The organism is Paractinoplanes rishiriensis, from assembly GCF_016862375.1.
Lineage (GTDB): Bacteria > Actinomycetota > Actinomycetes > Mycobacteriales > Micromonosporaceae > Actinoplanes > Actinoplanes rishiriensis.
Genome location: NZ_BOMV01000082.1, coordinates 35,429 through 48,814, shown reverse-complemented (window position 1 = coordinate 48,814; position 13,386 = coordinate 35,429). Strand labels below are relative to the sequence as shown.

At 70.5% G+C, this 13,386-nt stretch carries 14 protein-coding genes; 9 read left to right on the top strand and 5 right to left on the bottom strand.

The window, feature by feature from the left end:
- Positions 1-103 precede the first annotated feature (103 nt).
- Positions 104-1,030: a C40 family peptidase gene (locus Ari01nite_RS38740; protein ID WP_203788014.1), complete on the top strand. Its 927-nt coding sequence runs from the start codon at positions 104-106 to the stop codon at positions 1,028-1,030.
- Between the two features lie 76 nt (positions 1,031-1,106).
- On the opposite strand, the gene Ari01nite_RS38735 is transcribed toward Ari01nite_RS38740, so the two are convergent.
- Positions 1,107-2,114, bottom strand: coding sequence for a sigma-70 family RNA polymerase sigma factor (locus Ari01nite_RS38735; RefSeq protein ID WP_203788012.1), 1,008 nt, complete (start codon positions 2,112-2,114; stop codon positions 1,107-1,109).
- A 572-nt stretch (positions 2,115-2,686) separates the two neighbouring features.
- On the opposite strand from Ari01nite_RS38735, the gene Ari01nite_RS38730 reads away from it, so the two are divergent.
- Entirely contained in the window at positions 2,687-3,376 is a 690-nt protein-coding gene (locus tag Ari01nite_RS38730) for an SDR family NAD(P)-dependent oxidoreductase (RefSeq protein WP_203788010.1), read from the top strand.
- On the opposite strand, the gene Ari01nite_RS38725 is transcribed toward Ari01nite_RS38730, so the two are convergent.
- A complete protein-coding gene (locus tag Ari01nite_RS38725; protein WP_203788008.1) occupies positions 3,373-4,086 on the bottom strand; it encodes a dTMP kinase in 714 nt (237 codons plus the stop codon). The two genes, Ari01nite_RS38730 and Ari01nite_RS38725, sit on opposite strands and share 4 nt — an antisense overlap.
- Positions 4,087-4,238: 152 nt before the next feature.
- Between Ari01nite_RS38725 and Ari01nite_RS38720 the strand changes: the two genes are divergently transcribed.
- The 7 genes from Ari01nite_RS38720 (at position 4,239) to Ari01nite_RS38690 (ending at position 9,410) form a co-directional block, all read left to right on the top strand.
- A complete protein-coding gene (locus Ari01nite_RS38720) occupies positions 4,239-4,823 on the top strand; it encodes a nucleotidyltransferase (RefSeq protein ID WP_203788006.1) in 585 nt (194 codons plus the stop codon).
- A 1-nt stretch (position 4,824) separates the two neighbouring features.
- Positions 4,825-5,076: a hypothetical protein gene (locus Ari01nite_RS38715; protein ID WP_203788004.1), complete on the top strand. Its 252-nt coding sequence runs from the start codon at positions 4,825-4,827 to the stop codon at positions 5,074-5,076.
- Entirely contained in the window at positions 5,073-5,816 is a 744-nt protein-coding gene (locus Ari01nite_RS38710; RefSeq protein WP_203788002.1) for a metallophosphoesterase family protein, read from the top strand. The genes Ari01nite_RS38715 and Ari01nite_RS38710 overlap by 4 nt, the downstream gene beginning before the upstream one ends.
- Positions 5,817-5,854: 38 nt before the next feature.
- Positions 5,855-5,998: a GPGG-motif small membrane protein gene (locus tag Ari01nite_RS38705; protein ID WP_020514625.1), complete on the top strand. Its 144-nt coding sequence runs from the start codon at positions 5,855-5,857 to the stop codon at positions 5,996-5,998.
- Between the two features lie 146 nt (positions 5,999-6,144).
- Positions 6,145-7,020 (top strand): MHYT domain-containing protein, encoded by an 876-nt coding sequence (locus tag Ari01nite_RS38700; protein WP_203788000.1) that lies wholly within the window; start codon positions 6,145-6,147, stop codon positions 7,018-7,020.
- Between the two features lie 40 nt (positions 7,021-7,060).
- On the top strand, positions 7,061-7,777 hold the full coding sequence (locus Ari01nite_RS38695) for an HD domain-containing protein (RefSeq protein WP_203787998.1): 717 nt from the start codon (positions 7,061-7,063) through the stop codon (positions 7,775-7,777).
- A gap of 10 nt (positions 7,778-7,787) precedes the next feature.
- Complete coding sequence (locus tag Ari01nite_RS38690) at positions 7,788-9,410, top strand: glycoside hydrolase family 13 protein (protein WP_203787995.1); 1,623 nt, start codon at positions 7,788-7,790, stop codon at positions 9,408-9,410.
- Here the strand turns inward: Ari01nite_RS38690 and Ari01nite_RS38685 are convergent.
- The 3 genes from Ari01nite_RS38685 to xylA are packed head-to-tail and all read right to left on the bottom strand — an operon-like array spanning position 9,318 to position 13,381.
- On the bottom strand, positions 9,318-10,778 hold the full coding sequence (locus tag Ari01nite_RS38685) for an MFS transporter (RefSeq protein WP_203787993.1): 1,461 nt from the start codon (positions 10,776-10,778) through the stop codon (positions 9,318-9,320). The genes Ari01nite_RS38690 and Ari01nite_RS38685 overlap by 93 nt on opposite strands.
- A 10-nt stretch (positions 10,779-10,788) precedes the next feature.
- The gene (gene xylB / locus Ari01nite_RS38680) at positions 10,789-12,189 is read right to left on the bottom strand and encodes a xylulokinase (RefSeq protein WP_203787991.1); all 1,401 of its coding nucleotides are present in this window, start codon (positions 12,187-12,189) and stop codon (positions 10,789-10,791) included.
- Between the two features lie 4 nt (positions 12,190-12,193).
- The gene (gene xylA / locus Ari01nite_RS38675; RefSeq protein ID WP_203787989.1) at positions 12,194-13,381 is read right to left on the bottom strand and encodes a xylose isomerase; all 1,188 of its coding nucleotides are present in this window, start codon (positions 13,379-13,381) and stop codon (positions 12,194-12,196) included.
- Positions 13,382-13,386: the final 5 nt, after the last annotated feature.

Here is a 13,386-nt window from a genome sequence, read left to right as displayed (position 1 = left end):
GAGACCCGGGCGTCAGCTGACCCGGTAGGCGGCCGAGCGGAAGAAAGGCCAGCAACCGGTGCCACACCCCCGAACGAGGCTTCGGTCCCTCGCGGTCGCGACCATGGCGCTCGCCCTCCTCGGCTCCCTCGCGCCCGCGGCACATGCGGCTCCGTCCGAGAGCGAGCTGAACAAGCAGATCGAGACCGAGTCGAACAAGCTCGAGGACATCACCGAGTCGTTCAACAAGCTCCGCCTCGACATCGCCAAGACCGCCGCCGACCAGAAGAAGCTGCAGGCCTCCCTGGCGCCCGCCAAGGCCCAGCTCCTGGTCGCCAGCGCGCAGGTCGACACGATCGCCGCCACGACCTACAAGCAGGGCCGCGTCGGCCCGGTGTCGGCCGTGCTCGGCGGCGAGCGGGACAGCCTCATCGACCGGATGAGCTACCTCGACCAGATCACCCGGGCCAACCAGCGCGACATCAACACCTTCACCGAGACCACCGAGACCTTCGCCGACCGGCAGGCCGCCCTGAAGGTCACACAGGACAAGCAGGCGGCTCAGCTCAAGGAGCTCGAGGCTCGGAAGAAGAAGATCGAGGCGGACATCAAGAAGCTCCGCGCGCTGCGGACCCAGGCGTACGGCAGCCCCACCGAGTCGGCCTCGTCCGGCGCGGCCGGCAAGGCGCCGAGCATCTCCGGCTCGGCCGGCGTCGCGGTCGACTACGCGTACGCGGCGGCCAACAAGCCGGCCTACTACGGCTACGGCGACTCCGGCCCGAACACGTACGACTGCTCCGGGCTGACCTCGGCCGCCTGGAAGGCCGCCGGCAAGTCGCTGCCGCACAACGCGGCCGCGCAGTACAGCGCCACCGCGCGCATCACGAAGGCTCAGCTCAAGCCGGGCGACCTGGTGTTCTACCGCAGCCTGGGCCACGTCGGCCTGTACGTCGGCGGCGGCATGATCATCGACGCGTCCCGGGAGGGCGAGCCGGTCAAGAAGCGGTCGATGAACGTCATGACCCCGTACGGCTACGGCCGGGTCAAGTAACTCCCAGCACGTGAAGAGGCCGGTACCCCTCGGGGTACCGGCCCTTTGTCTGTCGTGACGGGGGGAGAGAAGGGAATCAGGCGGCCTGCAGGCCCTCGGCCCGGGCCAGCTCACGCAGCCGGCCGAGCGCCTGGATCTCGAGCTGACGGATCCGCTCGCGGCTCAGCGAGAACCGCGACGCCACCTCGGTGAGCGAGTGCTCCCGGCCGTCCTCGAGGCCGTACCGGGCCCGCATGATGCCGGCCGACCGGTCGTCGAGGTGGTTGAGCAGTCCCTCGATCCGCTGCCGTTCGAGGGCGGTCAGCACGATCTCCTCGGGCGAGGGAGCGTCGCTGTCGGCCACCAGGTCGCCGAGGTTGGTGTCGCCGTCGTCGCCCACCGGCGTGTCCAGCGAGACCGTGTCCTGCGCCCACCGGGTGAGCTCGTTGACCCGCTCGACGGTCACGCCGAGAGCCGCCGCGATCTGCTCGGGCTCCGGGTCGGCGCCCAGCTCGCGGACCAGCTGACGGGTCACGTTGCGCATCCGGTTGACGTCCTCGACCAGGTGCACCGGCAGTCGCACGGTGCGCTCCTGCTGAGCGATGGCCCGGCTGATCGCCTGCCGCACCCACCAGGTCGCGTACGTCGAGAACTTGTAGCCGCGCTCGTAGTCGAACTTTTCCACGGCGCGGACCAGGCCGGTGTTGCCCTCCTGGATCAGGTCAAGCATCGGCATGCCCGAGCGGACGTAACGCCGGGCGATCGACACGACCAGTCGCAGATTGGCGCGGATGAACAGGTCCTTGGCCCGGTGGCCCTCGTGGACCAGGCGCTCCAGTTCCTCCCGGCTCACGCCGCGCGGAACCTCGCCCTCATCGAGCAGGAACTCGGCATAGAGGCCCGCCTCGATAGCCTTGGAGAGATCAACCTCCTGGGCTGCGTCCAACAACGGCGTCCGGGAGATCTCGTGCAGGTAAACGCCGACCAGGTCGCGCTCCTCGGCGACTTGATCGGTCCGCATCACGGTGCTCTTCTCCACGTTGCCCACGGTCCCCTCATTGCTGCCTTCACTACTTACCCCGTTACGGGCAAACCCTGTGTCCATCAGTTCCTCCCCGTAACGTCCGCAGTCGCACATTGCGGTTACTGGCACTTACACAACAAATTGCGGCGTGCACTGATTCCGGCTGGTGGGTCGAAAGTGTCACGAATGCCTGGGTGATAGCTGAGAGCCGCGTGCGATGTTCCTGAGGAGGGCTCCCGGTACGGCATTCCCGCGCCGCAGCCGCCGTCGGTCGCGTGCCACTGCACGCATACCCGGCTTCGCCTCAATGACACCATCGGCCCTTCATCCGTCGCAGCGACGGGCATCACCACTGACCTTGGGACGCTCGTCACTACCCAGTACGGCCGTCCGGCTTCCCGGGTTCACGTGCAGCATCGACGGCTTTGCGCGTGGCTTGAAACAAAACCACAGCAAAAAGATCCCGATGCTCTTGCCGAACGGGACCACCTGCCACAATGCGCCACATCGTCCCGCACTTCACTCGCCCGTGCGGGTGACGCCCGAGCAGGTGACGGCCCTCTTGGTAACTGTTCGCAGACGCTCCGTCATCCGGTGACGGGAGTGAGCAAAGACACACCGGGGCACCGGGGGGACGGGGCAGCATGGTGCGCATGCAGAACGGGCGCACGGCACTGATCACCGGCGGCGCGGGCGGTCTGGGCACCGCCGCGGTGGCCGCGTTCCTGGCCGAGGGTTGGCGGGTGGTGACGCCGGTCCGGCCGGGTCGCGGCACGAGTCCGGCGGCGGGTGCCGTCGTGGTGGAAGCCGACCTGGAGGTGGTGGCGGACGTCACGGCGGCCGTTGACGTGGCGGCCGGCGAACCGGAGGCTCCGCTGCGCGCGGTGGTCAACCTGGCCGGTGGGTACGCCGGTGGCGGTTCGGTCGCCGACACGCCCCTCGAGGACTTCGAGCGGATGCTGACGGTCAATCTGCGGCCCACCTATCTGGTCACCGCGGCGGCCCTGCCGCACCTCGTGGCGGCCGGCGGTGGCGCGGTGGTCTGCGTGTCCTCGCGGGCCGCGGTGGCGCCGTTCCCCGGGGCGGCCGGATACGTGACGGCCAAGGCGGGGGTGCTGGCGTTCGCCGGCGCGGTGGCGGTCGAATACCGGCGTAAGAACGTGCGCTGCAACACGGTGCTGCCCGGCGTGATCGACACACCGGCGAACCGGGCCGCCATGCCGGACGCGGACGTGCAGTCGTGGGTGGCGCCGCAACAGATCGCGCCGGTGATCCTCTTTCTCGCGTCGGACGCCTCCGCACCGACGACCGGCGCGCAGGTCCCGGTATACGGGCAGAGCTAGAACGAGTCGGCCAGCTGGTAGCCGAGGGCGGTCATCAGGGCCAGCAACGAGCCGCCGGCCACCAGCAGGGTGCGCGCCGGGTTGCGGGCGGGCGGGTCACCGGCGGCCAGGGGCAGCCGGGCGCGGATGGCCGCGGCCACCTCGTCGGGGGTGCCGTTGGCGTCGATCACCACGAAATCGGCGTACTCGGGCAGGGAGCGGTAGGCCGCCGCGGCCACCTTCAGGTACTCGGTGGGCTCGTGGTCGTAGCCGCGGACCTCGACCCGCTCGTGGGCGACCTGCGGGTCCACGTCGAGCAGGAAGGTGATGTCGGGGCGCGGGAACAGGCGGTAGGCCAGGCGCGCGCGGCGTTCGGCGGCGGGGCCGGCCGCGCGGGCCCGCATGCTCGCGTACTGGCAGAAGGCGTACCGGTCCATCACCGCGATCTCGCCGGTGAGCCGGCGGCGCAGCAGCGAGCGCAGGATGGCCAGCCAGCGCAGCACCGACTCGATCACCAGCATGGTGCGGCGGCCCAGCAATTCCTCGGCGTCCTGGCGGCCCAGCCGGTTGGCGAGGCGGCCGAACCAGTGCCGCCCACCGGCGTTGCGCCGGTACGCCGCGCGCACACCCTGAGCCGCGAGCTCGTCCGCGAGGCGATGTGCCTGCGTGGTCTTGCCCGAGCCGTCGATGCCGACGAGCGCGATCGTTCGTAGTTGCCGGGACCGAGTCATGTACACCAACGGTATCCGGCCCGCCCAACTCGTTTCACCGGCGACCGGGCCCCCGGCGTACCAAAATGGGGTTGAGCAGCGTGGGTTCAAGGGGAGGCAGCTCGGGGTACGGATTACCGGCACGGACCACACATGTCGACAGGGAGAGCCTCATGCCGCATCAGGTGGACGCCGGCCTGGCCATCACGCTCAAACGGGTGGCCTCCACCCTGAAGACGGCGGACATCCCGTTCGCGCTGGGCGGCAGTTTCGCGGTGTACGCACACGGCGGTCACTCGAGCGACCACGACGTCGACTTCCTGCTCCGGGAGCAGGACAAGGACGAGGCGCTGCGGGCGCTGGCCGCGGTCGGATTCCGGACCGAACAGCCGCCGGAGGACTGGCTGGTCAAGGTCTACGACGAGGGCCGGATGGTGGACCTCATCTACCGCCCGGTGGAGTCGCCGGTGACCGACGAGACCCTCAAGGACACCGAGCTGATCTCGGTCGAGGCGATCAGTATGCCGGTCATCTCGGCCACCCAGCTGATGGTGCACAAGCTGCTCAGCTACAGCCAGCACTACTGCGACTTCGCCACCGGCTTCCCGGTGGCCCGGTCGCTGCGCGAGCAGATCGACTGGGAACGCGTCCGGCGGGAGACCAGCAAGTCGCCGTACGCCGAAGCCTTTTTGATGTTGCTCGATCGCTTGGACGTCGTCCCCTTTCCGGGGGGCGAGCCGCTAGGGGTAGGGGGATGAGATGAGCACCCAACTCGACGAATACCTGGAGGCCGAGGTGCAGCGCCTGCTCACCGACGGCCGGATCGCCGAACTGGGCATCACCGTGCAGCGCCGGGAGCACATGCTCGTGCTCGGCGGTGAGGTGGAGAGCGCCCAGCGCCGCGACGAGATCTGCCGGCAGATCACCGAGCACTTCCCGGACGTGGAAATCACCTGCGACATCGGCATCACCCGGGCCCAGGCGCCCACCGAGGTGGAGGAAATTTCATGATCCGCATCGCCGCCGTGGGCGACGTGCACGTCGACAAGGACGTGCTGGGCCGGTTCCGCCCCGCCCTCGAGCAACTGCCGGACCGGGCCGACGCGCTGCTGGTGGCCGGAGATCTGACCCGCCACGGCACGGTCGACGAGGCGCGCTGCTTCGCCACCGAGTTCGGCGGTCTGGGCGTGCCGGTGGTCGTGGTGCTCGGCAACCACGACCACCAGAGCGACCAGCAGGCCCAGGTGACCGAGGTACTGACCGAGTCCGGCATCACCGTGCTGGAGGGTGACGCGACGGTGCTGGAAATCCGCGGGCAGCGGCTCGGCATCGTCGGCGTGAAGGGCTTCGGCGGCGGGTTCGCCGGTGCCTGCGCCAGCAACTTCGGCGAACGCGAGATGAAGGACTTCGTGGGTACGACCGAGGCGATCGCGGACCGGCTGGCCGCGGCGCTGCAGTCGGTGCGTGCGGACGCGCTGGTGGCGCTCACCCACTACGCCCCGGTGCCGGAGACGCTGGTCGGCGAGCCGCTGGAGATCTATGCGTTCCTCGGCTGCTACCAGTTGGGCCGGGCGATCGACTCGGCGCCGACGTCGCTGGCCCTGCACGGGCACGCGCACCACGGCTCGGAGCGCGGCCGCACCCCGGGCGGGGTGCCGGTGCGCAACGTGGCGCACCCGGTGATCAAGCAGGCGTACAACGTCTACCAGCTACTTTCCGACCAGGTCGATCTGGAACTCGTGGCAAGTTAAGTGGTTTCTGATTTCGCGGGTTCGGGTATCCGGTCAGCATGGACGTACTCCTCTGGATCCTCGCAGTCATCTTGGTGGTCGCCGGCATCCTCGCGCTGTTCCGGCGGCAGCTTATCTGGGGAATTGTGCTGATCATCGTGGGCCTGCTGGTCGGGCCGGGCGGCGTCAGCATCTTCACCTGAGATAAGGCACTCCCTCCCCCGCGTTTACAAGCCTCCGAACCACGAACCGGGATCACCGAAGCTGGTGGTCCCGGTTCGCTGTCTCTTGCGGGTGGCCCGCACAGGCGGTGCGACGCCCGGCGCGGCAGGTAGACCTAAATCACTGCGTGACCGAGGTCCATCACTTCACTTACGGGATCTTCAACCCGATCGCCGCGTACCTGCTCGCCTTCATGGGGTCGTTCTTCGGCCTGCTGTGCACCGCGCGGGCCCGGGACGCCCGCAACCGCAGCCGGCGCAACCGGTGGCTGGGGATCGCGGCCTTCGCGATCGGCGGCGGCGCCATCTGGCTGATGCACTTCGCCGCAATGCTCGGCTTCGAGGTGCCGGCCAGCCCGGTGCGGTTCGACATCGCGCTGACCCTGGCGAGTCTCGCCTGTGCCGTGCTGGCGGTCGGGCTAGGCCTGCTGATCGTGGGACACGGCCGGCGCAGCGTGCCGAAGGTGGTCGCGGCCGGCGCGCTGACCGGCATCGGGGTGATCGGCATGCACTACACCGGCATGGCCGGGATGAGCGTGGCCGGCGAGATGCGGTACGACACGGCGCTGGTGATCGCCTCGGGCGTCATCGCGATCGTGGCGGCCTCGGTCGCGCACTGGTTCGCCATCTCGGTGCGCGGCTGGGCCCGGATCAGCGGCGCCGCGGCGATCATGGCGATCGCGGTGTGCGGCATGCACTACACCGGGATGGCGGCCATGTCGGTGCACCTGACGCCGGCCGGGCTCGACGACGTGCACGGCATCCGGCCGCTCACCATGATCGTCCCGATCACGCTGATCACCGCGGCCACCATCGTGGGGGTGGCGCTCAGCGCGCTCCAGGCGATGACCGAGGAGGAGTTCACCGACGGAGCCGGTACGCCCCGGCGCGGTGCGCACGCCGGCAGCAGCAATCCGTGGTCACTCAAGCAGGCCTCGATGCCCGCTACCGGGCGACGCCCGTCGCCGCGTCCGGTCCCCCTTCGGTCCACCTCAAACAGCTGATCGATACCGTTTTGGTAGCGGGGTCCGATACCTTCCTGGCATGGCGCCACGGATGCTGCTGTCGATGCCACTGCACGCGATCACCGAGGTGTACGGGGAGGCAGGTCTGCGCGACCGGTTCCTGATGGAGCTGGAGCAGTTCCCGCCGGGCGAGCAGACGCAGCTGACCGACGCCCTCGACCTGGCCGCCAAGCTGCACGCCGACGACCGGCGGGTCCGCGAGCCATACCTGAACCACCTGCTCCGGGTCGCTATCCGGATCATCCGCTACTACCGGGTGCACGACGTCGACGTGATCGTGGCGGCGCTGCTGCACGACGCCGTCGAGGACCACCCCGAGGAACTGAGCGGGCTCGAGCAGGGCTCACATACCGAGCTCACCGAGGCGGCCATCGCGGTGCTGGCGCTGCGCTACAACTCGCGGGTGGCCGAACTGGTCCGGTCGGTCACCAACCCGGAGTACGACCCGGACCGCGACCGCCACGAGCAGTACCGCGAGCACGTAACGGCCAGCCTGGAGCGCGACCCGTGGGCCCGGGTCATCAAGGTGTCCGACTTCACCGACAACGGCGTGGGCGTGGTGCACACCACGCCGGAGAAGGCGCTCTCGTCCGCCACCAAGTACCGCCCGCTCGTGCCCAAGCTGCGTGAGCTGGTCGGACGCCCGGACACGCCACTGTCCATCGAGGCCAAGGACCACATCCTCGATCAGCTCGACCTGGCCGAGGAGCGATTTGCCGCCATCCTCGACGGATAGCCTGGGATTCATGCCCAACGACTGGTGGCGCAACGCCGTCATCTACCAGGTGTACCCCCGCTCGTTCGCCGATGCCGACGGCGACGGCATGGGTGACCTGCCCGGCATCACCGGGCGCCTGCCCGTCCTGGCCGAGCTCGGCGTCGACGCCGTGTGGCTCTCCCCGTTCTATCCGTCGCCCCAGCGCGACGCGGGCTACGACGTGGCCGACTACCGCTCGGTCGACCCGCGCTTCGGTGACCTCGGCGACGCCGACAAGCTGATCGCCGAGGCGCACAACCTGGGCCTGCGGTTCATCGTCGACCTGGTGCCCAACCACACCTCCAGCGAGCACGCCTGGTTCCAGGCGGCGCTGACCGCGGCGCCGGGCAGCCCGGAGCGCGAGCGCTACATCTTCCGCGACGGCAAGGGCCCGGACGGCGCCGAGCCGCCCAACTCGTGGACCAGCGTCTTCGGCGGCAGCGCCTGGGAGCGCACGCCGGACGGGCAGTGGTACCTGCACCTGTTCGACGTCACCCAGCCCGACCTCAACTGGAGCAACCCGGGGGTCCGCGAGGAGTTCGTGTCGATCCTGCGGTTCTGGCTCGACCGCGGCGTGGACGGTTTCCGGGTGGACGTGGCGCACGGCCTGGTCAAGGAGGAGACCCTGGCCGACTGGACCACGCCGAGCGCGATCCTGGGCGGCCTCGAGCCGGTCGGCCCGCCGCCGCCGATGTGGGACCAGGAGGGCGTGCACGAGATCTACCGGGAGTGGCGCCGGGTGCTCGACGAATATCCCGGCGGCCGGATCCTGGTGGCCGAGGCCTGGGTGCAACCGGCCGAGCGGCTGGCCCGGTACGTGCGGCCGGACGAGATGCATCAGGCGTTCAACTTCGAATACCTGGACGCGCCGTGGTCGGCCGCGGCGCTGCGCAAGGTGATCGAAACGACCCTGGCCGCGAACGACGCGGTGGGCGCGACGACCACCTGGGTGCTGTCGAACCACGACGTGGTGCGGCACGCGACCCGGCTCGGCTTTCCGGTGGGCACCGCCCGGATGCCCGGCATCGGCGCCGGCGACCCGCAGCCGGACACCGGTCTGGGCCTGCGCCGGGCTCGGGCAGCCACCCTCCAGATGCTCGCGCTGCCCGGCTCGGCCTACCTGTACCAGGGCGAGGAGCTGGGCCTGCCGGAGCACACCACGATGCCGGACGACGTGCGGCAGGACCCGGCCTGGCACCGCTCCGGGCACGCCGAGCGCGGCCGGGACGGCTGCCGGGTGCCGATCCCGTGGGAGGCGGACGCGCCCTCGTACGGCTTCGGCCCGACCGACGCCAGCTGGCTGCCCCAGCCGGCCGTCTGGGCCGAGTATGCGCTGGACCGCCAGCAGGGGGTGCGCGGCTCGACCTGGGAGCTCTACCGGTCGGCACTGCGGCTGCGCCGGGAGCACGGCCTGGGCAGCGGCGGCGCGCCGGCCTGGCAGGACGCGCCGGACGACGTGCTGGCGTTTCGCAGCGGCGACGTGCTGGTGCTGACCAACTTCGGCGCGGATCCGGTGCCGCTACCGGCCGGGGCTCGGGTCCTGCTCACGAGCGAGCCGCTCGACGCCGAGGGCCGGGTCCCGGTCGACGTCACCGTCTGGGCGGCTCTCTGACGCGGCGGCCAGCAGGGTGGCGTGCGTGTCGGCCAGATCCTTGGCCACCGTCCTGCTGGCCAGCCAGAACATGATGCCGGTGGGGATGAAGAACAGCTGGAAACCGGCCAGGCCCACCGCGTAGTTCAGTGGCGGCGGGAACGCACCGGCCAGCCCCCGGAACACCACGGCCACCATCAGGTTGCCGCCGGCCCGGCCGAAGCCGTTGACCAGGTTGCCGAGGCTGTAGACGGTGCCGCGGTGCTCGGGCGGGTTCACGTCGGCGATCAGGGCGAACCAGTTCGGCGAGTTGGCCGACGTGAGCATCAGCGCGAATATCGCCACGATCAGGCAGAAGCCGACCGTGGGGTCGGTGACCACGTTGGTGAGCACGCCCCGGATGACCGCGCCGGAGCCCGCGCCGTCCGGCACGTCGATGGTCATCGGCACGAAGAACAGGACGATGTAGAGCGGCACGGCGGCCAGCACCCCGAACGCGGCGACCAGCGCCCGGCCCCGAGGTGTGCGCCGCTGCAGCCGGTCGCCGACCAGGCCGCCCAGGATGCTCATCGCGCCGCCGAGCTGGAACAGGGTGGCGAACACGCTGCCCACCAGCACCGCGGTGGCCGGCGAGTAGCCCTGATCCTCGGCCCGGGCCCGGAACAGCACCGGCAGCCAGACCAGTGATCCGAATGCGATCTGCGCGGTGCCGCCCTGCAGGATCAGCCAGATGTTGGTGCGCCGGCGCAAGATCACCGGCAGGTCGTTGACATGGATCCGTTCGTCGTACTCCACGCCGGCCAGTTCGGGCTGGCTGTCGCCCCGGGGCACGTTGAAGGTCAACAGGTAGGCCGCCGTGGCCACGACGCCGGCGGTCGCGGTGACCAGGAACGGCTCGCGCCAGTTGGCCGCGCCGAGCAGGCCGCCGACCATCGTGCCGGCCAGCGTGCCGACGCCCTGGGACAGGCCCCAGAAACTCATCACCAGGCCCCGGCGGCGCGGCGAGATCAGATCGCTGACCACCGCGAAACTCACCGAGGCCACCGCGCCCAGGCCGAACGCGGCGACCACCTGGGCGAGCAGGAACGACGGATAGCCGCCGGCCAGGCCCGACCAGGCGGTGCCGGCGACCCAGATCAGCGTGCCGATGATCAGCACCGGCTTGCGGTCGGTGCGGTCGCCCGCGTACGCGAACCCGATCGCCGCCACCGCGCTGATCAGGAACATGATCGTGGTGGCCAGCGCGATGTGGCCCTCGGTGACGCCGAAGTCGTCGCCGATGCTGCCGTACAGCGGCGGCACCAGGCCGATCGCCACGTTGTCCAGCGACGCCAGGATCACGAAGACCACGACGCTGTAGACGCGGTGCGCGGAGCCGCCCTTCTTCACCCGAGGAAGGTTAACGGGACCGGTTGACGACCGCGTCCTGGGCGCCCGCGTACTGCTCGCGGATCAGCGGGACCGGGTCGTCCTCGTACACCTCGGGGGTCTCGGCCGACCAGGCCGGCGGCACGTCGCCGCCCAGGGTGACCCAGGCGGCCTGGCGGGCGGCGCCGTCCGCGACGTACTCCCCGGGCGGCGGCACCAGCACCGGCAGGCCGAACAGCGCGGGCGCGATGCGGCGCACCGCCTCGCTGCGCGCGCCGCCGCCGACCAGCACGATCCGGTTGGCCCGGGCACCGTGCCGGACCAGGGCGTCCAGGCCGTCGGCCAGGGCGCAGAGCATGCCCTCGACTGCGGCCCGGGCCAGGTGCGCCGGGTCGGAGGTCTGGAGGGTGAGGCCGTGGATGGCGCCGGTGGCGTCCGGCCGGTTGGGGGTGCGCTCGCCCTCCAGGTAGGGCACCAGCACCAGGCCGTCGGCGCCGGCCGGTGCGGACAGTGCGAGCCGGGACAGTTCCTCGTGCCCGACTCCGAGCAGCTTGGCCGCGGCGTCCAGCACCCGGGCCGCGTTCAGCGTCACCACGATCGGCAGGAACCGGCCGGTGGTGTCGGCGAACCCGGCCACCGTGCCGCTCGGGTCGTTGGGCGCCACGTCGGACGAGACGAACACGGTGCCCGAGGTGCCGATCGAGACGACCACGTCGCCCGGGCCTGCGCCGGCGCCGATCGCGGCGGCCGCGTTGTCACCGGCGCCGGGGCCGAGCGGGGCACCGTTGGGCAGGTGACCGGCCACGCCGGTGGGCCCGAGCACCTCGGGGACCCCGATCCGCCGGCCGAAGCCCAGCTCGAGCAGGTCGTGCCGGTACTCGTTGGTGCGGGCCGACCAGTACAGCGTGCCGCTGGCGTCGCTGCGGTCGGTCTTGATCGTGCCGATGTCGGTGGACCCGGTGAGTTTCCAGGTCAGCCAGTCGTGCGGCAGGCACACGGCGGCCACCCGGGCCGCGTTGTCCGGCTCGGTGCGGGCCAGCCAGCGCAGCTTGGTGAGGGTGAAGCTGGCGACCGGGACGATGCCGACCGCGTCGGTCCACCGGTCGCCGCCGCCAAGTTCCTGAATCAGGTCGGCGGCCGCGCCGGCGCTGCGCGTGTCGTTCCACAGCAGCGCCGGGCGGACCACCGCGCCGTTCTCGTCGAGCACCACCATGCCGTGCTGCTGCCCGGCCACCGAGGCGGCGGCCACGTCGTCCAGGCCGCCGGCCTGGTCGATCGCTTCCTGCAGCGCGGCCCACCAGGCGTCCGGATGCACCTCGGTGCCGTCCGGGTGTGCCGCCCGGCCCTGCCGGACCAGCTTGCCGGTCTCCGCGTCGCGGATGACCACCTTGCAGGACTGGGTGGAGCTGTCGATCCCGGCTACCAGAGTCATGTCGTCAGTTCGCCTTCAAGACGTGGTCGATGGCCAGCTGGTGCAGCTTCACGAAACCGTAGCCCTGGGCCCCGGCCGCGTCGACGTCGAACTCCTCGAAGGCGCTGCGGTCGGCGAGCAGGTCCTGGTAGGTCTCGCCGTCGTTCAGGGTCGGCGTGCGCAGCTCGTTGACCTTGCTGGCCGCGAGCGCCTCCTGCACCGCCGGGTCGGCCCGGAACGCCTGCGCCCGCTCCTTGAGCAGCAGGTACATCCGCATGTTGGCCTTCGCCGACTCCCAGACGCCCTCGTAGTCCTCGGTGCGGGACGGCTTGTAGTCGAAGTGCCGGGGGCCGTCGTACGCCCGGCCACCCTCGGGGCTGCCGTGCTCCAGCAGGTCGACCAGGGCGAACGCGTTGAGCAGGTCGCCGTGGCCGAACACCAGGTCCTGGTCGAACTTGGGACCGTGCTGCCCGTTCAGGTCGATGTGGAAGAGCTTGCCGTGCCACAGTGCCTGGGCGATGCCCTGGGCGAAGTTGAGGTTGGACATCTGCTCGTGGCCGACCTCGGGGTTGATCCCGAACAGCTCGGGGCGCTCCAGATCGTTCACGAACGCGATGGCGTGGCCGGCGGTGGGCAGCAGGATGTCGCCGCGGGGCTCGTTGGGCTTGGGCTCGATGGCGAAGCGCAGGCCGTAGCCGCGGTCCTCGGAGTACTGGGCGAGCAGGTTGAGGGCCTCGGCGTAGCGGTCGAGCGCGGCGCGCACGTCCTTGGCCACGTCATACTCGGCGCCCTCCCGGCCGCCCCACAGCACCAGGGTCTTGGCGCCCAGTTCGGCGGCCAGGTCCATGTTCCGCAGGACCTTGCGCAGTGCGTACCGGCGGACGCCGCGGTCGTTGCTGGTGAAGCCGCCGTCCTTGAACACCGGATGGGTGAACAGGTTGGTGGTGATCATCGGGACGATCACGCCGGACTCGTCCAGCGCCTTCTTGAAGCCGGCGATGATGCCGTCGCGGGTGTGCGCGTCCGAGCCGAACGGCACCAGGTCGTCGTCGTGGAACGTGATGCCGTAGGCACCCAGCTCACCGAGCTTGTGCACGGCCTCGATCGGGTCGAGCGGGCCGCGGGTGGCGTCGCCGAACGGGTCCCGGGCCTGCCACCCGACCGTCCAGAGGCCGAAGGAGAACTTGTCGTCGCGCGTGGGTTGGACCGGCACGGTTA